This is a genomic window from Allobosea sp. NPDC003192 (assembly GCF_050275675.1).
Classification (GTDB): Bacteria; Pseudomonadota; Alphaproteobacteria; order Rhizobiales; family Beijerinckiaceae; genus Allobosea.
The window spans coordinates 116,936-143,064 of the sequence record NZ_JBNNPK010000019.1; the positions used below are offsets into that span (position 1 = coordinate 116,936).

The window sequence follows — 26,129 nt, forward strand, 5'->3', positions numbered from 1 at the left end:
TCGCGTCGGATTGTCAGAAATTATTTTAAGCTTAAAGCAATTTTCAATTGACACGCAAGAGCCGCGAAGGCGCCGGGCGGACCGGCGCCCTCCCTTATCCCTCAGAGCGCGACCCAGCCGGCCGGCGGCTTCCTGCCGGGGTGGACGGCACCGCACTGCTTGCAGGTGCGGGCCTTCTCGTCGGCGAAGAAGGCTTCGTAGAGCGGCGGCAGATCCTTCACGAGATCCCCGACCTTCAGCTCGATGCGATGCACCAGCCCGTCGCACTCGAAGCAGTACCATTCGAAGCCGTCGACCTGGTCGGCATGGCGCGCCGGCTCGACCACGAGCCCGATCGAGCCCTCCTGCGGTCGCTGCGGCGAGTGGCGCACATGCGGCGGCAGCAGGAAGACGTCGCCCTCGCGGATCGTGACGTCGTAATGCTTCCCGTCGTCGACCAGCTTGAGCATCATGTCGCCCTTGAGCTGGTAGAAGAACTCCTCCACCGGGTCGTCATGGAAATCGGCGCGCTGGTTAGGCCCGCCGACCACCATCACGGTCATCTGGCCATCGGAGAACACCTTCTTGTTGCCGACCGGCGGCTTCAGCAGGTGCTCGTTCTCCGCGATCCACTTCTTGAAGTTGAAGGCCTTCAGCCGTCCTTCGGTCGCCATATCCGTCTCTCCCGGTTGTTCCATCCGAACCGCGTTTCAGCCAGCCTTCGCCAGAGGCCGGCCAGCAAGCTTCAAGCCACAGCTCTCGAAGGCGGCGCGTGTCGCCGCCTTCTCGGCCTCGGTCAGTTCCAGCAGCGGCGCCCGCACGCGCCCGCCGACCTGGCCGAGCAGCTCCTGCCAGTATTTCTGATGCGCATGCGGCTTCTCGGCCGGCCGCGTCGTCCGCAGCGCCTCGCGCACCGGGTTCAGGCTGTCGCGGATGGCATGGGCCTTCTCGACCTCGCCGGCAAAGGCGAGGTCGGTGTAGTCGCGCATGCGCCGGTCGGCGGCGGTCTGGATAAGATAGGGCGGCGAGGAGCAGAGATAGACCTGCCAGCCGAGCTCGACGATGTTGTCGAGCCACTCCTCCTCGGAGGCGGTGCTGACCAGGATGCGGTCGCCGGCGAGCCGGGTCAGCTCGGCATACATGGCGCGCGGCACGCTGTACTTGATCGCGACGACGTTCTCGATGTCGGCGAGGCGGTTACAGAGCTGCGGGCTCATCAGATAGCCGGAGTCCGGGTGGCTCCAGAGGGCGATGCCGATGTCGACCTGTTCGGCGATGGTCCGGTAGTACTCGTAGAGCGTCTCGTCCTGCGCCTTGAAGAAGTGCAGCAGCGGCGCGTGCACGACGATGTAGTCGGCGCCGACCTTCTGGGCGTGCTTGGCGAGATCGATCACGACATCCATGTTCTGGTCGGAGCAGGACATGATCGTCTGGCCGCGTCCGGCGGCGGCCTCGACTGCGAGCTCGAAGCTGCGCTTGCGCTCCTCGACCGACATCGCGAAGAACTCACCCTGCTTGCCGGCGATGAACAGGCCGTCGATGCCGAGATCATCAGTCCAGTGCCTGATGTTCTCGCGGAAACCGTCCTCGTCGATGCCAAGCGACTGGGTGAAGGGCGTCAGCGCGGCCGCCCAGATGCCCCTCATATTGGCGCGGGTGTAAGCCTTCGCGTCCTTCCTGGCGTATTTCATGCGGCTGCCTCCTTGTCGCCCGCCGGTCAGATCGCCATGCGGTGCGAGACGTTCTTGATGATCGTGTAATGCGAGAGCCCCTCGGCACCGCCCTCGCGGCCATAGCCGCTGTCCTTGACCCCGCCGAACGGCACCTCGGCGACCGAAGCCTCCAACGTGTTGATCGAGACGTTGCCGGCCTCGATCTCGTCGGCGAGACGGTCAGCCCGGCTGGCGGAATGGGTGAAGGCATAGGCGGCAAGGCCGAAGGGCAGGCCGTTCGCCTTGGCGATCGCATCGTCCAGCGTCGAGACCGGGTTGATCACGGCGAGCGGCCCGAATGGCTCCTCGCGCATGACCCGGGCATCGTCGGGGACATCGGCCAGCACGGTCACCGGGAAGAAATACCCGCGATTGCCGATGCGCTCGCCACCGGCCAACACCTTGGCGCCCTTGGCCCTGGCGTCAGCGACCAGCGTCTCCATCGCCTCGATGCGGCGGTGGTTGGCGACCGGGCCCATCTGCGTTCCGGCATCGAGGCCATTGCCGATCACGACCGAGCGCGCCTTCTCGGCAAAGGTCCTGGCGAAGGCCTCGTAGATCGGCTCCTGCACGAAGAAGCGCGTCGGCGAGGTGCAGACCTGGCCGGCATTGCGCGACTTGCGGATCGCCGAGGCGGTCGCCGCCGCGACCGGATCGACATCGTCGCAGACGATCACGGGAGCATGGCCGCCGAGCTCCATCAGCACCGGCTTCATATGGTCGGCGGCGATCCGGGTCAGGTGCTTGCCGACGGCGGTCGAGCCGGTGAAGGCGATCAGCCGGGTCTGCTCCTGTGGGATCAGATAAGAGGAGATATCGGCCGGGATGCCGAAGACGAGATTGAACACGCCGGGCGGCAGGCCGGCATCGTGCAAGGCGCGGGCGATATGGAGCGCGCCGGCCGGGGTCTCCTCCGCCGCCTTCAGGATGATCGAGCAGCCCGCCGCGAGTGCTCCCGCGATCTTGCGCGAGGGCTGGCTCATCGGGAAATTCCAGGGCGAGAACGCCGCGACCATGCCGATCGGCTGGTGCATCACGACATATTTGATGCCGGGTTCGCTCGGGATCACCCGTCCATAGGTGCGCTGGCCCTCGGCCGCGTCCCATTCGAAGAACTCGCAGCCGCGGATCACCTCAAGCTGCGCCTGGGCGAAGGGCTTGCCGTGCTCGAGCGTGATCGCATGGGCGATCTCGTCGATGCGGGCCCGCATCAGCGCCGCCGCCTTGAGCATGATCTCGCCGCGAGCGCGCGGCGAGGTCCGGCTCCAGACCTTGAAGCCGTCTTTGGCCGCCGCCAGCGCATCGTCGAGATCGGCGCGCGTCGCCACAGGGACTGCGCCGATCACATTCTCATCGGCCGGGTTGAGCACCGGCAGGCTGTCGGAGGTCTTGCGCCAGGCGCCGCCGATATAGAGCTTCAGATCGGGATAGGCGGTCATGGAAAGCCTCGAACGGAGCGGCCAGCGGCGCGATGTCGAGGCATGATGGCTCCAACCAAAGCCATACGGAATTCAGCTTATTTGTCTGAATTCAGATGATATGCTTATAAATTGGTATGGCAGTCACGCTCCGACAGATCCAGGCCTTTCTCGCCGTCGCCGAGCTCGGCACCTTCACCAAGGCGGCCGAGCGGCTGCACATGGCGCAGCCGGCGCTGTCGCAATTGGTGCGCGAGCTGGAGCATGCGCTCGGCATCCGCCTGTTCGACCGCACCACGCGCCGGGTCGAATTGACCGAGGGCGGCCGCGAGTTCCAGGGCGCATCGGCCAAGATCGTCCACGATCTCGACCTCGCCATCCAGAACGCCAACGACCTCGCCGAACGCCGGCGCGGCCGGATAACCGTTGCCGCCCCGCCTTTGCTGGCGGCGGTGATCCTGCCCGAGGCGATTGCCGAGATGCGCGAGCGCTTCCCGGGCGTGCAGGTTGCGGTGCTCGATGCGCGCACCGACACCATCGTCGAGGCCGTCAGGACGAACCGGGTCGATTGCGGCCTCGGCACCTTCGCCACTGTCGAGGACGGCATCGAGCGCATTCCAATGGGACGCGACAGCCTGATGCTGTTCTGCAGCCCCGGCAGCCGCTTCGCCGGAGCGAGCGTCGATTGGCGGGAATTGCAGGGTGAACAGCTGATCACCTTGACCCGCGACAGCGGCATCCGGCTCCTGGTCGAGGTCGCCTACGAGACCGTCGGCATCCCGCTCGTGCCGGCCTATGAAGTCTCGCAGATCACCACCGCGCTCGCCTTGGTCGAGGCGCGGCTCGGCATCGCCGTGCTGCCGACCTATGCGCGGGCTGCGGCGCCGCATCGCCGGGTCTTTGCCCGGCCGCTCGCGAACCCGGCGATTGCGCGCGACATCGTCATGATCCGGTCGAGCGGCCGCTCGATCTCACCGGCGCTGGCAGCATTCGAAACGATGCTGCGCCGCCATGTCCGCCGCCTCACGCCGGCAGACGTCGACTGAGGGCGGCGTCGTCGAAGCTCTAACTGCTAGGAGATGCTCGCCAATTCGGCCTGGAGGAAAGCCATGAAGGCGGGGTCGTCGGCATAGGCGACGTTGACCCGCATGCCGGCGGCTCGGTCATCGCCTTCGGGCTGGTGCCGCTCGGGCATGAACACGGTGCCGGGCGCGATGAAGATGCCCTGCTCCGAGGCGCGGCGCGCCAGCGCGAGGTCATCGAGCCCCGGCGGCAAGCCGACCCAGAGATAATAGCCGCCGCCCTGGCGCGAGAAGATCGGCAGGCCGAGGCGCTCCAGCCCGCCGAAGGCAATGCGGGTCGCCTTGCCGATCCGCTCCTTCAGGCGCTTGAGATGGTGGCGGTATTGGCCGCTGGCGATCAGGTCGCTGACCAGCCGCTCCAGATAGCCGGAGGAGTTGACCACGGTCAGCATCTTCATGTCGCCGAGCGAGCGGGCGAGCGCCGGGCTCGCCGCGACATAGCCGATGCGCAGACTCGCCGAGAGCGTCTTGGAGAAGGTGCCGAGATAGATCACGCGCTCGAGCTGATCGAGGGCGGCGAGCCGCGGCGCACTCGCCGGCATCACATCGGCGAAGGGATCGTCCTCGACGATGATGAGGTCATGCTGCGCGGCGAGCTGCAGCAGGCGATGGGCTATCGGCAAAGCGATCGAGCCGCCGGTCGGGTTGTGCGCCAGCGACTGGGTGAAGAAGACTTTTGGCCGATGCCGGGCGATCTGCGCGGCGAGGTCGTCGAGGTCCGGCCCGTCCGGCAGCCGCCGGACGCCGGCCATCTCGATGCGGGCGAGCTTCAGCTTGCCGAAGAGCGGATAGTAGCCGGGGCTGTCGACCAGGACGGTGTCGCCCGGCTGCAGCAGCTGGCGGATGATCAGATCGAGCGCGTGGTTGGCACCGAAGGTCAGCAGGATCTGCGCCGGCGAGACCTGGATCGAACGCTCGGCCAGCATCAGCCCGATCTGGGTGCGCAACGGCGCATAGCCGACCGGATCGCCATAGCCATGCTCGATCGGCAGGTCGCCCTTGCCGCTGCGCACGCGCAAATGCCGTCCGAGCTCGGAATCCTCCATCCAGGAGCGCGGCGGGCGGCCGTCGCCGACGCGCACGGGATGAACCTGGCAGAGCTGCTCGCGCAGCAGCGAGACGATGTCGATCGCCTCGGTCATATGCGGCGGCGGCGCCTCGCTCGGCCGCTGCCCGGGCGCGCGGACATAGAAGCCGGCGCCGCGGCGGGCCTCGAGCCGGCCGCTGGCGACGAGGCGGTCATAGACCTCGACCATGGTGTTCTTGGAGACACCATATTCGCCGGCCGCCAGCCGCAGCGAGGCCATGCGCCGGCCGGGCTGCAGCAGCCCTTCGTCGATCATCCGGCTGATCCGGGCGACGATCGCGCCGGTACGGTTGCTGTCGGCCTGCTCGTCCATCAAGCCTCGCATCTGTACCAGTGAATTCACTGGTACAGAGAATGGGACATTGCGGAAATTGTGCCTTGCCGGTCTCCGGCGATTGTCCGAGCTTGTCAACCGAAGAAGCGCCGATGCCGATTGCGTGGCGCATCAAAAACCCCGGCTGGGGAGGAAACGACATGACGACGGCCGAGGCGCGCAGCGCCGCCGGGCGTGAGGTGAACTCGCGCATCGAGAACTACCGCAATCTGAGCTGCGCCGAACGGCTGGAGCAGGCCGTCGCCGCGGCCGGGCTAATCGATGCCGACCGCGCCTTGCTGGCGCAGCCCGGCGCACTGCCGCTCACCCTCGCCAACGGCATGATCGAGAACGTCGTCGGCACCTTCGAGCTGCCGCTGGGTATCGCTACCAACTTCACCGTCAACGGCAAGGATTACCTGATCCCGATGGCGGTCGAGGAGCCCTCCGTCGTCGCAGCCGCCTCCTACATGGCCCGGATCGCCCGCGGCTCCGGCGGTTTCCGCACCTCCAGCGACCGGCCGATCATGCGGGCGCAGGTCCAGCTGCTCGGCATCGGTGATCCCGAGGGCGCCCGCCACAAGCTGCTGGCGGCGCAGGACGATATCGTCGCTGCCGCCAATGCTCGGGACAAGGTGCTGATCTCGCTCGGCGGCGGCTGCCAGGGCATCGAGGTCCATGTCTTCCCGCAGACGCCGCGCGGGCCGATCGTGGTGATGCACCTGCTCGTCGACGTCCGCGACGCGATGGGCGCCAACACCGTCAACACCATGGCCGAGACGGTGGCGCCGATCGTCGAGCGCATCACCGGCGGCACGGTTCGCCTGCGTATTCTCTCCAATCTCGCCGACCTCCGGCTGGCGCGCGCCAGCGTCACCGTCCCCGAGGCGGCGCTGGCGACCAAAGAATTCTCCGGCCGGCGCATGATCGACGGCATGCTCGACGCCTACACCTTCGCCGCGATCGACCCCTACCGCGCCACCACCCACAACAAGGGCATCATGAACGGCATCGACCCTGTGGTGGTCGCGACCGGAAACGACTGGCGCGCCATCGAGGCCGGCGCCCATGCCTATGCCGCCCGCAGCGGGCGCTACACTTCGCTGACCACCTGGGAAGAGGATCGCGACGGCAACCTTGTCGGTTCGATCGAGATGCCGATGGCGCTCGGCCTGGTCGGCGGTGCCACCAAGACCCATCCGCTGGCGCAATGGGCGCTGCGTTTGCTCGGCGTCACCAGCGCACAGGAGCTGGCCGAGGTCACGGTCGCGGTCGGCCTCGCCCAGAACATGGCGGCGCTCAGGGCGCTGGCGACCGAGGGCATCCAGCGCGGCCACATGGCGCTGCACGCCCGCAACATCGCCATCGTCGCCGGGGCCGAGGGCGCCGAGATCGAAGCGATCGCCGCCGAGCTCGCCCGCAGCCACGACGTCCGCGTCGATAGGGCGCGCGAACTGCTCGCCGAGCGGCGGAAGGGCTGACCTTTTTTAACGACTCACCACAGAACCGCAGCAAGCGGACGACAACCGGAGGAACGTTCATGGACAATCGCATCACCCGCCGCACGCTCAGTGCCCTGCTGGTCTCGGCCGGCATGGCGCTGTCGCTGCCGGCTTACGCACAGAACGAGATCAAGGTCGGTTACAATGCCGACCAGTCGGCTTCCGGCGCGGCCGAACTCGGCCTCTCCGGCCTCTACGGCTTCCAGGCGGCGATCGACGATCTCAACGCCCAGGGCGGCGTGCTCGGGCGCAAGGTCGTCGGCGTCATCAGAGACGATGCCGGCGCGCCGCCGAAGTCGATCCAGAACATGAACGAGCTGATCGACAACGAGAAGGTCGCCGCCGTGGTCGGCCCGACCAACTCAGGCAATGCGCTCGCCTGGCTGCACATCCCGCAGCAGAAGAAGGTGCCGGTGATCTCGCATGTCGCGACCGCGACCGACATCACCGCCCGCTACGCCAAGGAGCCGCAGAACTACATCTTCCGGGTGTCGATGGTCGATCGCGAGCAGCTTGCCTTGCTCGCCGCCTATGCGGTCAAGGCGTCCAAGTCCAAGAGCATCGCGATCATCGCCGACACCACCGGCTACGGCCAGGCGGCGACCAAGGACCTGCAGGAGATCCTGACCCTGCACGGCATCAAGCCGGTCGGCATCGAGAAGTTCGGGCCGAAGGACACCGACATGACCTCGCAGCTCGCCAAGCTGAAGGCGGTCGGCGCCGACATGATCATCACCGGCTCGCTCGCCGACGCGACCGCGCAGGTGCTGAAGAGCATGGAGAAGATGGACTATTACCCCGGCCTGCTCTCGACCTGGGGTTCGATCAACACGCCATTGATCAACATCGCCGGGCCCAAGCTCGCCGAGAAGACGATCTTCGCAGCCTCGACCACCGAGGACGCCAGCGACCGCGCCGCAGCGCTGCACAAGCGCCTCGTCGCCAAGCACCCGAACATGCCGGCCTTCGTCTCGGCGGCGCAGGGCTATGATGCGGTGATGCTGATCGCCGCCGCGATCAAGCAGGCTGGCGGCACCGACGGCCCGAAGCTGCAGGCTGCGCTGGAGAATCTCGGCGCGGTGCAGGGCATCATCAAGAAATACGAGAAGCCATTCAGCAAGGAGCAGCACGAGGCGCTCGGCGTCGCCGACTTCCACCTCGCACAGTGGAAGGACGGCCGCGTGGTCAAGCTCGATGACGCCGTGGTCAAGGGCCTGACGGCGGCCGATCTGAAACGCTGACGTCTCCATCGGGCTTCCGCCCGTCATGGTCGGCCTTGTGCCGACCATCCACGTCTTCGCTTGATCGATCGAACGCGGTGTTCAAGACGTGGATGCTCGCCACAAGGGCGAGCATGACGAGGCCGGAGCGGCTTTGGCTGGTCATGGCGGAGAGACGATGACGGCATTCCTTCAGGCTCTGGCCAGCGGTCTGGCGCTGGGCGCGATCTACGGGTTGATCGCGCTCGGCTTCAACATCACCTACGCCACGACCAAGACCTTCAATTTCGGCCAGGGCGCCTTCCTCGTCCCCGGAAGCCTAGTCGGCGTCTCCTTGCTGCTGCTGGCGGCCGGCAAGCCGCATTTCGGCAACCTCAACCAGGCCGAGATGACGATGACGGCCTATGTGCTGGCGACTGTCGCCAGCGTCGTCGTGGTCGGCGCCATCGGCATCGCGCTGTACTACTGCGCGATCAAGCCCTTCGTCGGTGCCGGTGGCCTGAACTGGGTGCTGAGCACGATCGGCTTCGGCATCATCATGCAGAACACGGCGCTGGCGATCTGGGGCCCGGCCTCGATCGCGGTGCCTTCGCCGCTCGGCAGCGATGTCTGGCGCATCGCCGGCGCCGGCATCCGGCCGCAGGAGGTGCTGATCGCGCTCGTCGCGGTCGCCGTCATGGTCGGGCTCGACATCGTCCTGCGCAAGACCCGCTTCGGCAAGGCGCTACGGGCCGTCGCCTTCAACCCGCAGGCGGCGGCGATCGTCGGCATCAATGTCGAGACGATCGTGATCCTCGCCTTCGTCATCTCCTCGGCGCTCGCCGGGCTCGCCGGCATCCTGATCGCGCCGATCACCACGGCCTCCGTCTTCATCGGCCTCGGCATCGCGCTGAAGGCCTTCTCTGCCGCGATCGTCGGCGGCCTGACCAGCCCGCGCGGCTGCATGCTCGGCGGCTTCCTGCTGGGGATCGTCGAGGCGCTGGTCGGGCTCTGGCGCGCCGAGATGCGCGAGATCACCATCTTCCTGCTGATCATCATCGTCCTCGTCCTCCGCCCGAGCGGGCTGATGGGCGCGCGCAGCGTGGAGAAGATCTGATGCCCGCGCTCGCTCACGCCATCGGGCTGGCGGTGCTGGTCGCCGGCCTCGCGCTCGTGCCCCTGTTCGGCCTCAACGATTTCTACCTGCAGATCCTGTTCACGATCGGGGTGAACTATCTCGCCGCCGCGGGCCTCAACGTGCTCGTCGGCTATGCCGGCCAGAAATCGCTGGGCCATGCCGGGCTCTTCGCCGTCGGCGCCTATACGGCGGCGATCGCCAATATCGAATGGGGTCTCTCCCCCTGGCTCTCGCTGCTGCTGGCCTGCGGCTTCGGCGCGATCTTCGGCCTCGTCATCGCCATGCCCTCGGTGCGCGTCTCGGGCCCGAGCCTCGCCATGGTGACGATCGGCTTCGGCATCGTCGTCGAGAAGATCGTCACCGAGTGGACCGACATCTTCAAGGGCCAGGCCGGTTTCTACGGCATCAGCGCGCCATCCATCGCCGGCACGAGCTTCACCAACCTGCACTGGGTCTGGTTCGTCGGCGCGCTCTGCATCGCCACCCATCTGATGCTGCGCTCGCTGCTCGCCGGCCGCTATGGCCGCGCCTTCCTCGCCGTGCAGATGGCAGAGCCGGCGGCGCAGTCGGTCGGCATCTCCGTGGTGCGGGCCAAGACGCTCGCCTTCGTGATCTCGGCCGTGACCTGCGCGCTCGCCGGCGCCGTCGTCGCGCAGCAGAACCAGTATTTCAACTCCGACTTCATCACCTTCAACCTGTCGATCTTCCTCTTGGTGGTGGTGATCTTCGGTGGCTCCGGCTCGCTCTACGGGCCGCTCTTCGGCGCGGTGATCCTGACCCTGCTCGACGCCTGGCTGGCGCGCTGGCCGGCCTTGCAGCATTTCACCTATGGCGCGCTGCTACTGTTCTCGCTCTACCTGATGCCGAACGGTATCGCCGGGGCGGTCTCCGGCCTTGCCGCGAGGTGGCGGCAGGGCAAAGTGGCTCCGCCTGCAGTCCCTGGCCACAGCCCTCTGATAGCGACGTCCGCAGCGGCGGCGGCGAGCGGCGAGATCCTCGTCGTCAAGGATCTCTACAAGGCCTATGGCGGCATCGTGCCGGTGCGCAACGTCTCCTTCGCGATCAGCGCCGGCAAGGTCCATGCGCTGATTGGCCCAAACGGCGCCGGCAAGACGACGCTGCTCAACCTGCTCTCCGGCCATGTCGCGCCGGGCAGCGGCTCGATCAGCTTCGAGGGCCAGGAGATCGCCGGCTGGCCGGCGCATCGCGTCGCCTGCCTCGGCATCGCCCGCACCTTCCAGAACCTCAAGCTGTTCGGCGAACTCTCAGCGCTCGACAATGTCCTGCTCGGCGCCCACCGCCATATCGAAACCGGCTTTGCCGCCTCGCTGCTCGGCTTGCCGTCGAGCCGCCAGGCGGAAGCCACGGCCCGCGCCGACGCGCTGGCTCTGCTCGCCGATCTCGGCCTCGGCGATCGCGCCCATGAGCCGGCAAAGAGCCTGCCCTACGGCCTGCAGCGGCGGCTCGAGATCGCCCGCGCGCTCGCCTCCAAGCCGAAGCTGCTGCTGCTCGACGAGCCGGCAGCGGGTCTCAATCCGCAGGAGACACATGAGCTCGGCGAAGTCATCCGGCGCATCCAGCAGGCCGGCGTCACCGTGCTCCTGATCGAGCACCACATGGACCTGGTCATGGGCATCTCGCAACATGTGCTGGTGCTCGACTATGGCGCGCTGATCGCGGAGGGGCGGCCCGAGGTCATCCGACAGAATCCGAAGGTCATCGCCGCCTATCTCGGCGCCGATGACGACGCCGCCCGGACCGGAGACGCCGCATGACCATGCTCGCGATCGAAGGTCTGAAGGTCCGCTATGGCGCGGTCGAGGCGCTGAAGGGCATCTCGCTGCAGGTCGGACAGGGCGAGGTCGTAACGCTGATCGGCGGCAACGGCGCCGGCAAGTCGACGCTGATGCGGGCGATCGGCGGGCTGGTGAAGGTCGCCGGCGGCTCGATCCGCTTCGAGGGCAAGGACATCACCGGCATCCGCGGGCATGACTGCGTCCGCCTCGGCATCGGACATTCGCCGGAGGGGCGCCTGGTCTTCGGCGACCAGAGCGTGCGCGACAATCTCGTGCTCGGCGCCTATGCGCGCCGCGATGAAGATAGCATCGCCAGCGATATCGAGCGCTATTTCGGCGTCTTCCCGCGTCTCGCCGAGCGGCAGGACCAGCTCGCCGGGACGCTTTCGGGCGGCGAGCAGCAGATGCTGGCGATCGCCCGCGCTTTGATGGCGCGACCGAAGCTGCTCCTGCTCGACGAGCCCTCACTCGGCCTCGCACCACTGATCGTGCGCGAGGTCTTCGCGGTGATCCGGCGGCTGCGCGAGGAAGGCATGACGATCCTGTTGGTCGAGCAGATGGCCAATCAGGCGCTCGCCATCGCCGACCGCGCCTATGTCATCGAGACCGGCACGATCACGCTCGAAGGCACCGGCGCCGAGCTGCTGCGCGACGAGCGCGTGCGCTCGGCCTATCTCGGCGCCTGACGATGTCCGCCGACAGCGTCACCATCGTCGAGGTCGGGCCCCGCGACGGCCTGCAGAACGAGAAGGCCGAGATCGCCACCGCGGACAAGCTGGCACTGATCAACAGGCTCGCCGATGCCGGCCTCTCCTGCATCGAAGCAACGGCCTTCGTCTCGCCGCGCTGGGTGCCGCAAATGGCCGACCATGGGGCGGTGATGCGCGGCGTCGATCGGCGGCCGAGCGTGATCTACTCAGCCCTCGTCCCCAATGAGAAAGGGGCGGAGGCCGCGCTCGCCGCTGGCGCGCAGGCGCTCGCCGTCTTCACCGCGGCCTCCGAAAGCTTCTGCCGGAAGAACACCAATTGCTCGGTCGCCGAGAGCATCGAGCGCTTCCGGCCGGTGATGGCGCTGGCCGCGCGCGCCGGCGTGCCGGTGCGCGGCTATGTCTCCTGCGCGCTCGACTGCCCCTATGAGGGGGAGATCGCGCCCAAGGCGGTCGCGACAGTCGCGGCCGAACTGCTGGCGCTCGGCTGCAACCAGATCGCCCTCTCCGACACGCTCGGCCGAGGCACGCCGGAGCGCACGGGAGCAATGGTCGAGGCGGCGCTGCAGCGGGCGCCGGCCGCGATGCTGGCCGGGCATTTCCACGACACCTCCGGCCAGGCCATCGCCAATGTCGAAGCGGCCTGGGAACTGGGCTTGCGCGTTTTCGACGGCTCGGTCGGAGGCCTTGGCGGCTGCCCCTACGCGCCCGGCGCGGCCGGCAATCTCGCCACCGAGCGGCTGGTCGCGCATTTCGAGGCCAGGGGCATCGCGACCGGGATCGACCGCGCCCACCTTGAGGCAACGGCTGAATGGATCGCCGGCCGCCGGGCAGCCGCCACGCCATAGCAGGGCGGCATGGCGCCGCCCCGCCAGGAGCCCTGATCAGGCGACGAGGAAGCCCGCGTCGACCGGATCGTCGCGGTTGATCGTCCAGCGCGCGGTGCCGAGCAGGCCGGCGGTGCCCTTCACGGTCGGGCGCACCGCGCGGGTGCCGTTCAGGCTGGTCTCGCCGATCAGGCAGCCCTCGAAGGTGCCGGAGCCGAGCAGGCCCTCGGAGCGGATCGGCTGATTCAGCTTCATCAGGCCGCGCGCCTCGTACATCGCCATCATAGCGCTGGTGCCGGTGCCGCCGGGCGAGCGGTCGAGCTGGCCGGCCGAGAAGACGTGGACGTTCTTGTAGAAAGCGCCCTCGATCGTCGGCTCGTGCCAGAAGGTGACGAAGTTGAAGTTGTTGATGTGGGCCGAGGCCGGATGCTGGATCGCGACCTTCTGGCGGAGCTGCTCGCGGGCGATGATGCCGAGGCGCGAGAGCTCGGAGCCGTTCTCCGGCGAGATCCTGAGCGAGGTGCCGCGCAGGTCGATGATGCCAAAGTAGTTGCCGCCCCAGACAATGTCGGCCTTGAGCGAGCCGACGCCCGGCAGGTCGAACGGCACGTCCTGCGCCGCGACATAGGCCGGCACGTTCTCGAAGCGGGTCCAGAGCACGTCAGGGCCGTCATTGGCGACCTCGGCCGTGACCAGCCCGGCAGTGGTCTCGAAGCGGATGGTGGTGCGGCCGTTCGCGCCGCGCCGGACGAGGCCGAGCGCGACCATCGCCATGCCGACCGCGATCGTGCCGTGGCCGCACATATGGGAGTACTGGGTGCCGTCGATATAGATCAGGCCGGCATCGTAGTCCGGGCTCGACGGCGGCGTCAGGAAGACGCCGAACATGTCCTTGTGCCCGCGCGGCTCGCGCATCAGGGCGCAACGCAGCCAGTCATAGTTCTCCTCGAGGAAGCGGCGCTTCTCCAGGATGCTCGATCCGGCCGGATACGGAATCCCGCTATGGATGATGCAGAGGGGCTCACCCTCGGTATGCGTGTAGACGACGTCGAAGACATTCTGCTGGCGCATGGTCCGCTCCTTGGGAAAACAGTCGGTAGACAGGGCTATCGGCGGCGCTCGGAGAGCACGTCGAGACCGATGGTGAGGTCGAGCAGCACGATCACGACGGCGGCGACGATGATCGTCAGGCCGGAGACCGCGGCGATGGTCGGATCGATCGTGTACTGGACGTAGTTGAACAGCTTGACCGGGATCGTGGTCAGCTCGGCCGTCGTATTGAAGATGCTGAGCTCGACATTGATCCAGGAGGCGATGAAGGCGAAGATCGCGCCGCTGACGAGCCCGCTGCGGATCTGCGGCAGCGTAACCAGGAAGAAGGTGGTCAGCGGCCGGGCGCCGAGATCGGCCGAGGCTTCCTCCAGGCTGCGCTGCTCGTCGCTGAGTTGCGGCAGCACCGCCCGCAGCACAAAGGGCATGATGATCACGACATGCCCGACGAGCAGCGCCGGAAAGCTGCGCACCAGCCCGATCGCGCTGCCATATTGCAGCAGCGCTGCGCCGAGCACGACATGCGGCAGGATCAGCGGCGACATCAACGTCTCCGCCAGGAGGCCGCGGCCGGTGAAGCTATAGCGGGCGATTGCGATCGCAGCCGGCACCGCCAGCAGCACGGCGACGATGGTCGCGGCGACCGCGAGCAGCGTGCTGATCAGGAAGGCCGAGACATAGGACGGATCGCCCAGCATCTTGCCGTACCAGGCGAGCGTCAGCCCCTGCGGCGGGAAGGCGAGGAAGCTGGTCGTGGTCAGCGACGCCCCGACGAGGACGACGAGCGGCAGCGCGAGATAGGCCAGCGCGGCGAAGGAGACGATCCGGACGAGAGCTGACACCATCTCAGGCCCTCCGCGGCTCGCCGATGCGCCCGGCGATGGCGACGAGCGCCAGCGTCAGCACCAGCATGGTGATGCTGAGCGCACCGCCATAGTTGAAGTCGAAGACCGAGCTGTATTGCTGGAAGATCAGCATCGAGAAGACGGTGATCCGCCCGCCGCTGAGCAGCGCCGGCGTGACATAGGCGCTGACCGCCAGCATGAAGACCATGACGGCTCCGGCCATCAGCCCGGGCAGGCTGAGCGGGAAGATGATGGTGCGGAAGGTGCCGGCCGGCGTCGCGCCGAGATCGGCCGAGGCGTGCTCCAGGGCAGGGTCGACCTTGGCGAGCGCATTGCCGACGGCGAGCACGATGAAAGGCAGGAGGATATAGACGAGGCCGATCAGGATGCCGAGCTCGGTGCCGAGGAAGCGCATCGGCCGCTCGATCAGGCCGAGCCCGATCAGCCCGTCATTGACCAGGCCGTTGCGGCCGAGCAGCACCATCCAGCCGAAGGAGCGGACGATGTTGCTGGTGAACAGCGGCACCACCAGCAGGATGACGCAGAACCGGCGCCAGGGCCGCCATTTGACGATGCGGACGAGATACCAGGCGAGCGGATAGCCGATCAGCACGCAGACCAGCGTGGTCAGCGCGCCGATCCGGAAGGTCACCCAGAGCACGTCCCAGTGATAGGCGTCGGCGAGGATGCGGACGTAATGCGCGAAGGTCGGCTGGCCCGCCGGCGTCGTCAGGCTCGCGATCAGCACGACCGCCATCGGCGCCAGGAAGAAGGCGACGAAGAAGGCCGCCGGCAAGGCGCAGAGCAGCAGGACCGGGCGCAGCGCTCCGCTCATCACGCATCTCCCGGCACGAGGCTGAGATCCGAGAGGCGGATACTGGCGAAGACGGGCCGCCCCACACTCAGGCCGGCCAGAGCGGATGGGGCGAGCCGGGCGGTCAGCGTGGAGCCCCCGACGGTGAGCGCTACCGAAGCGTGGCTGCCGACATGAACGATCTCGGAGACGACGGCCGGCAAAGCGAGGCGCTCGGCGACCGGCTCCATGGTGACGAGAATGTCCTCCGGCCGCAGCACGCCGGTGAGATTGCCCTGCGGCGCATCCGCGGCCGGCAGGGTGATCGCGCCGCCAAGCAGCGAGAAGCCGCCATCACGCCGCTCGACCGAAAGCAGATTGGCATCGCCGATGAAGTCGGCGGCGAAGCGGGTCGCGGGGCGGGCGTAGATGTCCTGGCCGCGGCCGATCTGCTCGATGCGGCCACGATTCATCAGCACGATCCGGTCGGCCAGCGTCATCGCCTCGTCCTGGTCGTGCGTCACGAACAGGAAGGCGATGCCGAGCCGGTGCTGGATCTGCTTGAGCTCGCTCTGGACTTTCTTGCGCAGCTTCAGGTCGAGCGCGCTCAAGGGCTCGTCGAGCAGCAGCAATTGCGGCCGGTTGACGATGGCCCGCGCCAGCGCGACGCGCTGCTGCTGGCCGCCGGAAAGCTGCGCCGGAAGGCGCTCGCCAAAGCCAGCGAGGCCGACCAGCTCCAGCGCCTCGGCGGCGCGCTTGGCCGCCTCGTCCCTGGCGACGCCCTGCCGACGCGGCCCATAGGCGACATTCTCGGCGACGCTCATATGCGGGAAGAGCGCATAGTTCTGGAACACCGTGTTGAGCGGGCGCCGATAGGGCGGCAAACGTGTCACATCCTCGCCCGCCAGCCGGATCGCCCCGGCCTCCGGCGTCAGGAAGCCGGCGATGCAGCGCAGCAGCGTGGTCTTGCCGCAGCCCGAGGGGCCCAGCAGGGCGATGAACTCGCCCTGCTCGACGGCGAGCTCGATCGCCGTCAGCGCCGGCTGGCCGCCGAAAAGCTTCGACAGCCCGTCTATGGCGAGGACCGGGGTGCTCATGCTGCAGCTCGCGATGCTCGTTGCCATCAGCTCACTTGCGGGCGATCTGGCGGTTCCACTCGTCGACGACGCGCGAACGCAGGCCGTTGATCTCGGCCCAGTTGAACAATTGCAGGTTCTTGACCGAGCCAGTCTCGCCCCAGGGCAGCTTGCGGGCGGTCTCGGGCTTGACCGTAACGTTCTTCACGGACGGGCCGAGATAGAGCTTTTCTGCCAGGCAGCCGGAGGCCTCCGGCGTCAGCGCCTGGTTGATGAACTTGACCGCCGCATCTTTCTTCGGCGTGCCCTTGACCAGATGCAGGCGGGCATCGGTCGCCCAGGCGCCTTCCTTGGGCACGACGAAGCCGATCGGCAGGCCCTTGTCGGCGAGATCCCAGGCGCCGACGTTGAAATGCGCGCCGATGATCGCCTCGCCGCTCTGATAGGCATTGGTTGCGGCGCCCGAGGAATCGAAGAACAGGGCGGCCTTGAGCTCCTTGATCTTCTTGAAGGTCGGGGCGAGGTCGCCGGCCGGATGGCCCCAGATCTTCGACAGGAACATCACGAAGGGCACGCCCGAGGAATTCGCCGGCGAGGGGATGGTGACGGCGTCCTCGAATTCCGGCTTCCAGAGGTCGTTCCAGGAGGTCGGCGCGGCCTTGACCTTCTGGGTGTTGTAGGTGAGCCCGAGCGAATAATAGCCGGTGCCGACCGCATAGGTGGTGGCGCCGCTCTTGTAGATCGCTTCCGGCAGGGTGTTGGCGAGATTGGGGATCACCGCCGGATCGAGGTTGTCGGTGACTTCCGCGGCGAGGGCGAGCTCGCTGATGCCGCCATCCATCCAGGCGACATCGATGGTCGGAGCCGCCTTCTGCTGCTGCAGCTTCGCCAAAGTGACGGTCGAGGTGCCGATCTCGGCATTGACGGCGATGCCGGTCGCCTTGGTGAAGGGCTCGGCGACGCAGGCCTTGAAGGCGTCGCCCCAGTTGCCGCCATACCAGGCGACGGTGATCGAAGAGGGCTGCTGGGCCAAAGCCGGAGCGGTGAGCAGGGTGGTGGCGAGCATGGCCGTGGCCAGCCGGACGGGTCGGGTCATCGTCGTTCTCCTCTGCCGAGCGTCTTTGCGCTTCTGTAGGGACATTGGCGCGCAGGCCGCAAAAGGCACTAGAATGCACCGGCCCAAAATTTGAATAATCACGACATGAGCACCGCCCAGCTCCATCAATCCGCCAGCGACCGGCCGCAGCCTGCTGCAGTGCCCGTCTCGCGGCTGCGGATCGGCTTCCTCTTGCTCGACCAGTTCACGCTCGCCGCCTTCTCCGGGTTGATCGACGTGCTCAGGCTGGCGGCGGACCATGGCGGGCGCAGCCGCCAGCTCCATGCGAGCTGGACGGTGATGAGCCTTGATGGCGAGCCGAGACGTTCGAGCTGCGGCGTCTCGGTCACCCCGAACGCCGGGCTGCTCGACCCCGCTGGCTTCGACTACATCGCCGTCTGCGGTGGCAACGACTATCTCAACGACGCCCTGCCCGAGAGCCTACTCGACTATCTGCGCCGCGCGGCGGCCTCCAATGTGCGGCTGCTCGGCATCTGTACCGGCACCTTCGCCATCGCCCGTGCCGGCCTTGCCGGCCCGCGCCGGGTCTGCGTGCACTGGAACGTGCTCGACGCCTTCAAGGAGCGCTTTCCCAAGGTCTCGGCCGGGGTGGAGCGGCTCTTCATCGACGAGGGCGACCTGATCACCTGCGCCGGCTCGACCGCCGCGATCGATCTCGGCCTCTATCTCGTCGCCCGCCACTGCGGCCGCGACAAGGCCCAGCAGGCGATGCGGCACATGATGCTGCAGGACATGCGCCCGGCCGAGATGCCGCAGGCGCATTTCTATGCCGAGCTGGCGCCCAATCTCGATGTCCGGGTGCAGCAGGCCGCGCAGTTCATCGAGCAGCGGCTCGACAATCCCCCGCCGATCGCTGCCGTCGCGCGCTATGTCGGCGTCAGCCCGCGCCAGCTCGAGCGCCTGTTCGGCGCCTCATTGGGCCAGAGCCCGGCGGCCTTCCAGCGCAAGCTCCGGCTCGACTATGCGAAATGGCTGATCCTGAACAGCAGGCGCTCGCTCACCGACATCGCCATGGGCGCGGGCTTTTCCGACAGCGCCCATCTCTCGCGTGACTTCAAGGCGGCATTCCGCGAAACGCCGCGCGCGCTGCGCCAGAAGGCACAGCATGACTGAGACGGCGGGACAGGCTTCGCTCACTCCGTCGAGTCGTAGTCGTCTTCCTTGGCATTCAGCAAGGCAGCCAGCGTGTGCAGGCCGAGATCGAGCTGTTCCATCGATGGCGTCGCCAGCGCCAGCCTGACGGCGTTCGGCGCATGGCCAGGCGTCACCGCGAAGGTGCTCGACGGCGTCAGCGCGATGTCGCGCCGCGCCGCCGCCGCGACGAAGCTCTGCGAGCGCCAATGCGCCGGCAGCGTCAGCCAGAGATGGTAGCAATTCGAGTTGGCCTGGATCTCGAAGCCGGACAAGCGCTCGGCTGCGAGCGTCTGGCGCGCGCGGGCATCGAGGCGCTTGAGCTTGCCGAGCTCGGCGATGGTGCCGTCGCTCATCATCCGCTGCGCCGCCGCGAAGGCGAACCCCGTCGCCGTCCAGCCGCCCGACCTCACCGAGGCCTTGACGCTCTCGCGCAGGCGCAGCGGCGCCACGACGAAACCCAGGGTGAGGCCCGGCGCCACCTTCTTGGAAAGGCTGTCGATGACGAGGCATGAATCCGGCGCCAGCGCCGCCAGCGGCGGTTCATCCTCGAGGAAGCCATAGACATTGTCCTCGATGATCGGCAGGCCGAGCGCCTCGGCCACTCGGAGCAGATCGGTCCGGCGCGCCAGAGGCATCGTCATGCCCAGCGGATTCTGCACCGCCGGCTGGATGTAAAGGGCCGAGAGATGCGCCTCGCGATGCGCCTTCTGCACCGCGTCGGGCCGCATGCCGTGCTCATCCATCGCCAGCGGCACCAGCGTCACCCCGAGCCTTGCGGCGATCCCCTTGATGAAGGGATAGGTCAGAGCCTCGACACCGCAGCGCCCGCCCGTCGGCACGAGGGCCGCGAGCGCCGCGGCGACGGACTGGCGGCCATTGCCGGTGAAGACCAGTTGCTCGGGCGCAGGCGACCAGCCGCCCTGTGACAGGAACGCCGCGCCAATGCTCCGGATCGCCGGCGTTCCGACGCTGGTCGCCTGCCGCAAGGCGACATCCAGCGCAGCGGCCTCCTCCAGGCCGGCAAGGCTTTTCGCGATGAGGGCGCTCTGCTTGGGCAGGATTGGATAATTGAACTCGAGATCGATCCTTGTACCGGTCGGCTCGCCGGGGGCCGCGGCGCCGCGCCTGGCCTCGCCCGAGACGAAAGTGCCCCGGCCGACTTCACCGACGACGAGCCCGCGACGCAGCAGCTCGGCATAGACCCGGCTCGCCGTCGAGACGGCAATCTTGCGCTCATAGGCGAAGTCGCGCTGCGGCGGCAGACGCTCGCCTGGCTTGAGCCTGCCATCGGCGATCTCGGCGGCGATCATATCGGCCAGCCTCAGATAATCGGATTTCGACATTATTGCACCGAGTACAATGTTTTAATTGATCCGAGAAATGTATCGGATCATTTTGCCTGCATCAACCCAGTCGCACTGGAAACCGTCATGGCTCGGGCGGTCGGCGATCCCCTCCCCGACGCAATGAGGCGCTGTCGCCCCCGCCTGATCCGGTGCACTCACTAGAGGCCCAACATGTCCGCAGTCCTGCCGACTCTCGCCCACCCCGCCGCGAAGCGCTCCGAGGCATTGCTCCACTTGCCGGGCGTGCTGTGGCTGGCGGTCGCGCGCTACCTCGATCGCCGTGCCGCCATTGCCGACCTGCGGGAGTTCGACGAACACGCTTTGCAGGACATCGGCCTCGCGCGAAACCAGATCGAGGCGGCCGTGAACGGCCGCATCCCGCGGCGCCGCCGCGAGACGATTTGAGCGGCCGGCGCGACCAGCCTGTCCTTTACCGTCGACAACCTGCTCAAAGCGCCGCCGTTGCTGCTGCCGGACGGCCAGGTCTGGGCGCCGATGGAATTTTCCTGCTGGTCGTGACCGCCCCGAAGCTGCTCCTGGGCGGTATCTCCGGCTTCCTGAGCCAGGCACCTCGCCTGGGGCAGCCGCGCGATTCCGGTTCCCTGGCCGATAACTCACCTTGGAACTTGCAAGGCCTGCTCAACGGGTTTCGCTGGGCAGACCACCCGGATAGATCATGCTCTTCACCATGCCGACCTCGTTGATGGCATGACGGCGGAACGCATCCGGCCCGTCCGCCAGGGCGAAGCGGTGGCTGACGACCGCCTCGACATCGACCTTGCCTAGCGCCACCAGTTCGATCGCGCGCGGATAGACATGGCCCATGCGCCGCGAGAACTTGATCGTCAGCCCGCGCCGGCGCGCCTCCGCGGCTGGCACGACATAGCTGTCGCCATCGGGAATGCCGACCAGAACGATGCGCCCGCCGATCCTTGCCGCACGCACCGCATCGCGAAAACCTTCCGGTGCATTGGTCGCCTCGATCACGAGGGGAAGCCCTTCGCCCTTCGTCCATTCGGTGATGTCGGCGACGCCAGCGCCGGCCTTGCTGGCGCCGAGCTTCAGCGCCAGTGCCCGCCGATGCGGTTGGGGATCGCAGGCGAGGATCTCGCCGACGCCGACGGCGCGCAGAACCTGCAAGGTCAGCAAACCGATCGGCCCGCAGCCGAGCAGCGCGACACGCTCGAGCAGGCGCGGCTTCGCCAGGTCGACTGCATGGATGGCGACGCCGAGCGGCTCCAGCATCACCGCATCGCTCGGCGTGAACTGCTCGGGTACCGGCACGATCTGGGAGGTCGGAACCCAGATGCGCTCGGTCATCGCGCCGTCATGCGGCGGGGCTCCGATGAAGACGACCTCCGGGCAGAGATTGGGATGCCCGGCGCGGCAATGCTCGCAGGTCCCGCAGGCCTGGTTCGGATCGACCGCGACCAGCGCGCCGCGCGCCAGGCCGAGCGCCGGCAGGTCTTCGGTGAGCCAGCCGCTGAACTCGTGGCCGGGAACGAAGGGAGACGCGATCACGGCCGAGCCGATGCCGCCATCCTTATAGTAGTGAAGGTCGCTGCCGCAGAGCCCGACGGCCGCGACGTCGATCAGCGTCTCTCCCGGCGCCCCCTCGCGCAAATTGAAAGGCGCAACGCGCGCATCGCCCGCAGCATGCAGGAAGACGGCATGGGACATGAGAACGGCGCTCCGCTCGGCTATTTAACAAATGTATTCTCTTGGTTACATTCGTTGCGGTCAAGGCGAAAACCGCATGGCGGCAGCGCGTTTGTATGGGCCGGCCTGCGCGATATAACCCTCGGCAGACAGAAGGATGCGCGATGCCGGAAGACGCCCAGACCCAGGTCAGAGCCGCCTGGCTGTATTACATGGAAGGGCTGACCCAGGCGGAGATCGCCGACCGGCTGAAGATGACGCGGCTGCGGGTCAACCGGCTGCTGGTCGAGGCGCGCAGCAGCGGTCTCGTCAATATCACCATCAATTCTCGCCTCGAAAGCTGCGTCCGGCTCGAGCGCACACTGGTCGAGACCTTCGGGCTGCAGGATGCAGTGGTGGTGCCAACCCCGAACGACTCCGCGCAGGTGCCGGTCCAGATCGGTCGCGCCGCCGGCGAGTTCGTCTCGCGGATCATCGAGGAACGCCCCTCCGGGGTCTTCGGTGTCGGCTGGGGCAGCACGCTGCGCGAGACGATCCGGCATATACGGCCCGGCCAGTTCCGCGATCTCTCGGTCACCTCGATGATGGGCGGGCTGACCTATGGCATCGAGCTCAATACCTTCGAGATCGCCAGCCGGTTCGCCCGGCTCTGGCAGGCCGAGTGTCATTATCTCGCGGCGCCGATCTATGCCGGCACGCCGCAATCGCGCGACACCATCCTGGCGCAGGACGTGTTCGAGGCGGCCTTCGCCCGCATCCATGCCACCGACGTCTCGATCCTCAGCGCCGGCGACATGAGCGAGCGCTCGCTGCTGGTGCGCTACGGCCTGCCGCGCGACCTCGACATCGCCGAATTAACGGCCCAGGGCGCGGTCGGCGACCTGCTCGGCCAGTTCATCGACAAGGACGGCAAGCCGCTCGACCATCCGATCAACCGCCGCGCCATCGCGCTGCCTCTGGAGGCGCTGACGCGCATTCCCACCGCGATCCTCGCTTCCGGCGGCAGCAACAAGGCCGCCATCATCGCCGCCGCCCTGAAGGGCCGGCTCGCCTCGGTGCTGATCACCGACGAGCAGGCCGGCGCGGCCGCGCTCGCTTTGCACGCCGGGTCGTCATGACGCTGACCCTCGGCATCGATCTCGGCACCTCCGGCGTCAAATCGGTGCTGGTCGACGAGCGCGACGCCGTCATCGCCGAGGCGAGCGCACCGCTCACCGTGTCGCGACCGCAGCCGCTCTGGTGCGAGCAGGATCCGGCCGACTGGTGGAACGCCGTATGCGCCACGCTCGACGCGCTCACAGCGAGCGCAGCCGAGCACATGGCCGTGGTCGGCGCGATCGGATTGTCCGGGCAGATGCTCGGCGTCACCTGCCTCGACGCATCCGACCGGCCGCTGCGGCCGGCGCTGCTCTGGAACGACGCCCGCGCCGGTTCGGAATGCACCGAGGTCGAGGCCGCCGCGGCCGATTTCGCTGGGCTGGTCGGTTGCCGGGCCATGGTCGGCTTTCCGGCACCCAAGCTGCGCTGGCTCAGCAAGCACGAGCCGGAGATCCTGAAGCATACGTGCCGCATCCTGCTGCCCAAGGACTATCTCCGTCTGCGCCTGACCGGCATCGCCGCAAGTGACCTGGCCGACGCCAGCGCCACCTTGCTGATGGATACCAGGGCCGGGCAATGGTCCGCTGACCTGCTGGCCGCCTGCAGCGTACGGCAGGAGCAATTGCCGGCGCTCATCGCCTCGCACGAGATCGGCGGCACGCTCCGCGACGAACTCGCCGCGCGCTGGGGCCTGCCACGCCGGACGCCGGTGGTCGGCGGGGCCGGCGACAACATGTGCGGCGGGGTCGGAGCCGGTATCGTGCGCAGCGGCTCCGCCTCGATCAGCCTTGGCACCTCCGGCGTCTACTTCCTCGCCAATGAGGATTTCCGGCCGGCGCGCGGCCAGGGCATGCACACGCATCGCCATGCCGTCAAAGGGCTCTTCGCCCAGAATGGCTGCATCCTCAGTGCCGGGGCCGCACTCGCCTGGGTCGCTGCATTGGTCGGTGCCTCCGATATCCCGACGCTGATCGCCGAGGTCGAGGCAGCCGCCTTGCCGATCGCGGAAGCACCGGTGTTCACGCCCTATCTTTCCGGCGAACGGACGCCGCATGACGATGCCGGCATCAGTGCCGCCTTTTCCGGACTGCGCATGGGCATGGGACGATTGCATCTGGTCCAGGCGGTGCTGGAAGGCGTCGCGCTGGCACTGGCCGATTGCCACCGGGCGCTTCTCTCGACCGGCGCCGCGATCGACGAGGTCTCGCTCGTCGGTGGCGGCGCCAGGAGCGGACTCTGGTCGCGCCTGATCGCCAGTGCGATCGGCCTGCCCTTGCGGCGAGCGGAAGCAGCCGCGGTCGGCCCCGCGCTCGGCGCCGCCCGGCTGGCGCGCCTCGGCATTGGCGGGCCGCTCATCGCCGCGGAAGCCGAACGCGCATCGATCCCGCCCGACCCGGCGATGACCGACGCGCTCGCGGCGAAGCGAGCCGCCTATGAGCGGCATCTCGCCTTGCGTTGAGTGTCGTCAGGCCGCGCGGATCGCCTCGAGCAGCTCCTCGTGGATCAGGCCGTTGCTGACGACCTTCTCCAGATCCTCGTCGCGCGAATTCACGCCGGCGACGGTTGTCACTCTGCCGCCGGCGGCGCGGACCAGCGGCATCGCCGCCGCATGCGAGACGATGTCGGCCTTGAGCCCGATGAAGGCGTCGAGCCGACCGGCCGCGACCAGCGACATCTCCAGACCGCCCGAGACCAGAACGCGCACGCCGCGACACAGGCCGGACAGCCGGCTGATGACGGCGTTGGTCCGCTCCAGATCCTCTGGCGCATAATGCGAAGTCAGGCAGATCGAGACCACGGCATCGGCGAGGCTCGCCGTCGCCGAGACAGCGGCTGGCCGGTCATTGACCGTCGCGACACCGCCTTCGGCATAGTGCGCGACGAGCCCCGCAAGCGGCGCATGCGTCAGGCCGAGCAGCGTGCGGCCTTCCTCCTGATAGGCCATGGTCACCGAGAACCAGGGCAGGCCGCCGGCATAGTTCACCGTGCCGTCGAGCGGATCGATGATCCAGCGCGGCGCCGTCTCCGAGCCGGAGAAACCGGCTTCTTCCGAAAGGATCGCGGCCTCGGGCGTCAGCTCGCGCAAGCCGTCGATGACCAGCCGTTCCGAGGCGAGATCGGCGGCCGTCACCACGTCGCGGAAGTCCTTACGGGCGACGGAAAGATCGCCGTCCTGCATGCGGACCAGCAGCGCGGCCGCCTGCCGTGCGATCGCGGCCGACTGGTCGAGCAAGGCGAGAAAGCGCGACTCAGGCATGGGCAACCTGCGGCTTGCCGGGATAGGCGGGGTCGAGCACGAATGGCCGGCGCGGGCCGTAATCGCCGATCGGCTGGAGGTGGCTGACGACGCCGGTTTCCGGGCGCCAGGCATGCACGGCAAAGGCCGGCGGCTCCATGATGAACCAGTTCTCCGTGCCGGGCCGCAGATCGAGCGCGACCTGATGGGCCGTGCCGGGCGCGACATAGCCGATCGTGCCGGCAAAACGTCGCTGGATCGGCCGGTGATAATGGCCGCAGAGCACGCGCTCGATCTCGGGATGGTCGGCGATCAGCCCGGCAAAGCTCCCGGAGACGCGGCAGGGGATCACGTCCATGCCGTCGACGCCGACCGCGAAAGGTGGGTGGTGCATGAAGATCAGCGTCGGACGACCCTGCCCTTCGCTCAGGCGCTCCGCCAGCCAGGTCTCGCGCTCGGGGCAGATTTCGCCGCCATCCTCGCCGGCGATCACCGTATCGAGCCCGATCAGCCGGATCGGAAAGTCCTCGACCGTGTAATGCATGAAGCCGGTTTTCGGCAGGTAGGCGTAGTCGCCGCCAAACGCCGCCGCGAAACTTTCACGCCGGTCGTGATTACCCGGCAGGACATAGACCGGCATCGGCAGGCGCCGCAGGGCCGCGCGAACGATCGCGTATTCCTCGGCGAGGCCGCAATCGGCGAGATCGCCGGTCACCAGCACGCAATCCGGCGCCGGATCGAGCGCCAGCACGGCGTCGACCGCACTGGTAATCGCGGCATTGGTATCGACCATGCCATAGGCCGAGCGGCCATGCGGCCTGGCGTGGAAATCGCTGAGCTGGGCGATGATCATCGGGAAACCTTCGACGGATCGGAACCTCAGCCCTCATCCTGAGGAGCGCTCGCAGAGCGCGTCTCGAAGGTCTTTGCGCTCAGGCTGGTGCGCGGCGTCAAGAACGGCCCGTCGCCGGAATGGCTGCAGGCAAGGCTGCGCGCCATCGGCCTGCGCCCCATC

At 67.7% G+C, this 26,129-nt stretch carries 24 protein-coding genes and 1 pseudogene; 12 read left to right on the forward strand and 13 right to left on the reverse strand.

Annotated elements, in window-relative coordinates:
• Positions 1 to 101: 101 nt before the first annotated feature.
• Genes ACQKLX_RS22955 through ACQKLX_RS22965 form a run of 3 tightly spaced genes read right to left on the reverse strand, consistent with a single transcriptional unit; the run spans position 102 to position 3,130 of the window.
• The gene (locus ACQKLX_RS22955) at positions 102 to 653 is read right to left on the reverse strand and encodes a 3-hydroxyanthranilate 3,4-dioxygenase (RefSeq protein ID WP_427363874.1); all 552 of its coding nucleotides are present in this window, start codon (positions 651 to 653) and stop codon (positions 102 to 104) included.
• Between the two features lie 36 nt (positions 654 to 689).
• The gene (locus tag ACQKLX_RS22960; protein WP_427363875.1) at positions 690 to 1,670 is read right to left on the reverse strand and encodes a dihydrodipicolinate synthase family protein; all 981 of its coding nucleotides are present in this window, start codon (positions 1,668 to 1,670) and stop codon (positions 690 to 692) included.
• Positions 1,671 to 1,696: 26 nt separating this feature from the next.
• The gene (locus tag ACQKLX_RS22965; protein ID WP_427363876.1) at positions 1,697 to 3,130 is read right to left on the reverse strand and encodes an NAD-dependent succinate-semialdehyde dehydrogenase; all 1,434 of its coding nucleotides are present in this window, start codon (positions 3,128 to 3,130) and stop codon (positions 1,697 to 1,699) included.
• Positions 3,131 to 3,246: 116 nt separating this feature from the next.
• Here ACQKLX_RS22965 and ACQKLX_RS22970 point away from each other — a divergent pair, with 116 nt between their 5' ends.
• Positions 3,247 to 4,155 (forward strand): LysR family transcriptional regulator, encoded by a 909-nt coding sequence (locus tag ACQKLX_RS22970; RefSeq protein ID WP_427363877.1) that lies wholly within the window; start codon positions 3,247 to 3,249, stop codon positions 4,153 to 4,155.
• Positions 4,156 to 4,181: 26 nt separating this feature from the next.
• On the opposite strand, the gene ACQKLX_RS22975 is transcribed toward ACQKLX_RS22970, so the two are convergent.
• Entirely contained in the window at positions 4,182 to 5,591 is a 1,410-nt protein-coding gene (locus ACQKLX_RS22975) for an aminotransferase-like domain-containing protein (RefSeq protein WP_427363878.1), read from the reverse strand.
• A gap of 161 nt (positions 5,592 to 5,752) precedes the next feature.
• On the opposite strand from ACQKLX_RS22975, the gene ACQKLX_RS22980 reads away from it, so the two are divergent.
• From ACQKLX_RS22980 to ACQKLX_RS23005, 6 genes are all read left to right on the forward strand, one after another.
• On the forward strand, positions 5,753 to 7,072 hold the full coding sequence (locus ACQKLX_RS22980; RefSeq protein ID WP_427363879.1) for a hydroxymethylglutaryl-CoA reductase, degradative: 1,320 nt from the start codon (positions 5,753 to 5,755) through the stop codon (positions 7,070 to 7,072).
• Positions 7,073 to 7,131: 59 nt separating this feature from the next.
• Positions 7,132 to 8,334 (forward strand): ABC transporter substrate-binding protein, encoded by a 1,203-nt coding sequence (locus ACQKLX_RS22985; protein WP_427363880.1) that lies wholly within the window; start codon positions 7,132 to 7,134, stop codon positions 8,332 to 8,334.
• Between the two features lie 157 nt (positions 8,335 to 8,491).
• The gene (locus ACQKLX_RS22990) at positions 8,492 to 9,409 is read left to right on the forward strand and encodes a branched-chain amino acid ABC transporter permease (protein WP_427363881.1); all 918 of its coding nucleotides are present in this window, start codon (positions 8,492 to 8,494) and stop codon (positions 9,407 to 9,409) included.
• A complete protein-coding gene (locus ACQKLX_RS22995) occupies positions 9,409 to 11,205 on the forward strand; it encodes a branched-chain amino acid ABC transporter ATP-binding protein/permease (protein ID WP_427363882.1) in 1,797 nt (598 codons plus the stop codon). The genes ACQKLX_RS22990 and ACQKLX_RS22995 overlap by 1 nt, the downstream gene beginning before the upstream one ends.
• 2 nt (positions 11,206 to 11,207) lie before the next feature.
• Entirely contained in the window at positions 11,208 to 11,912 is a 705-nt protein-coding gene (locus ACQKLX_RS23000) for an ABC transporter ATP-binding protein (protein WP_427363899.1), read from the forward strand.
• Positions 11,909 to 12,781, forward strand: coding sequence for a hydroxymethylglutaryl-CoA lyase (locus tag ACQKLX_RS23005; protein WP_427363900.1), 873 nt, complete (start codon positions 11,909 to 11,911; stop codon positions 12,779 to 12,781). The genes ACQKLX_RS23000 and ACQKLX_RS23005 overlap by 4 nt, the downstream gene beginning before the upstream one ends.
• 36 nt (positions 12,782 to 12,817) lie before the next feature.
• Here ACQKLX_RS23005 and ACQKLX_RS23010 read toward each other — a convergent pair whose 3' ends face one another.
• From ACQKLX_RS23010 to ACQKLX_RS23030, 5 genes are read right to left on the reverse strand one after another with little or no spacing between them, the layout of a single operon-like run.
• A complete protein-coding gene (locus ACQKLX_RS23010) occupies positions 12,818 to 13,831 on the reverse strand; it encodes a proline racemase family protein (RefSeq protein ID WP_427363883.1) in 1,014 nt (337 codons plus the stop codon).
• Positions 13,832 to 13,866: 35 nt separating this feature from the next.
• Positions 13,867 to 14,655: an ABC transporter permease gene (locus tag ACQKLX_RS23015; protein ID WP_427363884.1), complete on the reverse strand. Its 789-nt coding sequence runs from the start codon at positions 14,653 to 14,655 to the stop codon at positions 13,867 to 13,869.
• A gap of 1 nt (position 14,656) precedes the next feature.
• Positions 14,657 to 15,490, reverse strand: a complete 834-nt coding sequence (locus ACQKLX_RS23020; RefSeq protein ID WP_427363885.1) for an ABC transporter permease — start codon at positions 15,488 to 15,490, stop codon at positions 14,657 to 14,659.
• Positions 15,490 to 16,545 carry an ABC transporter ATP-binding protein gene (locus ACQKLX_RS23025; RefSeq protein WP_427363886.1) on the reverse strand — a complete coding sequence of 352 codons (1,056 nt, stop codon included), beginning with the start codon at positions 16,543 to 16,545 and terminating at the stop codon, positions 15,490 to 15,492. The genes ACQKLX_RS23020 and ACQKLX_RS23025 overlap by 1 nt, the downstream gene beginning before the upstream one ends.
• A gap of 31 nt (positions 16,546 to 16,576) precedes the next feature.
• Positions 16,577 to 17,620 carry an ABC transporter substrate-binding protein gene (locus ACQKLX_RS23030; protein ID WP_427363887.1) on the reverse strand — a complete coding sequence of 348 codons (1,044 nt, stop codon included), beginning with the start codon at positions 17,618 to 17,620 and terminating at the stop codon, positions 16,577 to 16,579.
• 105 nt (positions 17,621 to 17,725) lie between these two features.
• On the opposite strand from ACQKLX_RS23030, the gene ACQKLX_RS23035 reads away from it, so the two are divergent.
• Entirely contained in the window at positions 17,726 to 18,754 is a 1,029-nt protein-coding gene (locus tag ACQKLX_RS23035) for a GlxA family transcriptional regulator (protein WP_427363888.1), read from the forward strand.
• 20 nt (positions 18,755 to 18,774) lie between these two features.
• On the opposite strand, the gene ACQKLX_RS23040 is transcribed toward ACQKLX_RS23035, so the two are convergent.
• Entirely contained in the window at positions 18,775 to 20,118 is a 1,344-nt protein-coding gene (locus ACQKLX_RS23040) for an aminotransferase-like domain-containing protein (protein ID WP_427363889.1), read from the reverse strand.
• 174 nt (positions 20,119 to 20,292) lie between these two features.
• Between ACQKLX_RS23040 and ACQKLX_RS23045 the strand changes: the two genes are divergently transcribed.
• The gene (locus ACQKLX_RS23045) at positions 20,293 to 20,526 is read left to right on the forward strand and encodes a YjiS-like domain-containing protein (protein WP_427363890.1); all 234 of its coding nucleotides are present in this window, start codon (positions 20,293 to 20,295) and stop codon (positions 20,524 to 20,526) included.
• Between the two features lie 234 nt (positions 20,527 to 20,760).
• Here the strand turns inward: ACQKLX_RS23045 and ACQKLX_RS23050 are convergent, their stop codons facing one another.
• Positions 20,761 to 21,801 carry a zinc-dependent alcohol dehydrogenase gene (locus ACQKLX_RS23050; RefSeq protein WP_427363891.1) on the reverse strand — a complete coding sequence of 347 codons (1,041 nt, stop codon included), beginning with the start codon at positions 21,799 to 21,801 and terminating at the stop codon, positions 20,761 to 20,763.
• 143 nt (positions 21,802 to 21,944) lie between these two features.
• Here ACQKLX_RS23050 and ACQKLX_RS23055 point away from each other — a divergent pair, with 143 nt between their 5' ends.
• Both ACQKLX_RS23055 and xylB read left to right on the forward strand, forming a co-directional pair.
• The gene (locus tag ACQKLX_RS23055) at positions 21,945 to 22,898 is read left to right on the forward strand and encodes a sugar-binding transcriptional regulator (protein ID WP_427363892.1); all 954 of its coding nucleotides are present in this window, start codon (positions 21,945 to 21,947) and stop codon (positions 22,896 to 22,898) included.
• Entirely contained in the window at positions 22,895 to 24,337 is a 1,443-nt protein-coding gene (gene xylB / locus ACQKLX_RS23060; RefSeq protein WP_427363893.1) for a xylulokinase, read from the forward strand. Before ACQKLX_RS23055 ends, xylB begins: the two co-directional genes overlap by 4 nt.
• A 6-nt stretch (positions 24,338 to 24,343) precedes the next feature.
• Here the strand turns inward: xylB and ACQKLX_RS23065 are convergent, their stop codons facing one another.
• A complete protein-coding gene (locus tag ACQKLX_RS23065; RefSeq protein ID WP_427363894.1) occupies positions 24,344 to 25,135 on the reverse strand; it encodes an inositol monophosphatase family protein in 792 nt (263 codons plus the stop codon).
• On the reverse strand, positions 25,128 to 25,967 hold the full coding sequence (locus ACQKLX_RS23070; RefSeq protein ID WP_427363895.1) for a phosphodiesterase: 840 nt from the start codon (positions 25,965 to 25,967) through the stop codon (positions 25,128 to 25,130). Before ACQKLX_RS23070 ends, ACQKLX_RS23065 begins: the two co-directional genes overlap by 8 nt.
• 69 nt (positions 25,968 to 26,036) lie before the next feature.
• Between ACQKLX_RS23070 and ACQKLX_RS23075 the strand changes: the two are divergent.
• Positions 26,037 to 26,129, forward strand: a pseudogene (locus ACQKLX_RS23075) (phenylalanine--tRNA ligase beta subunit-related protein); the annotation flags it as partial.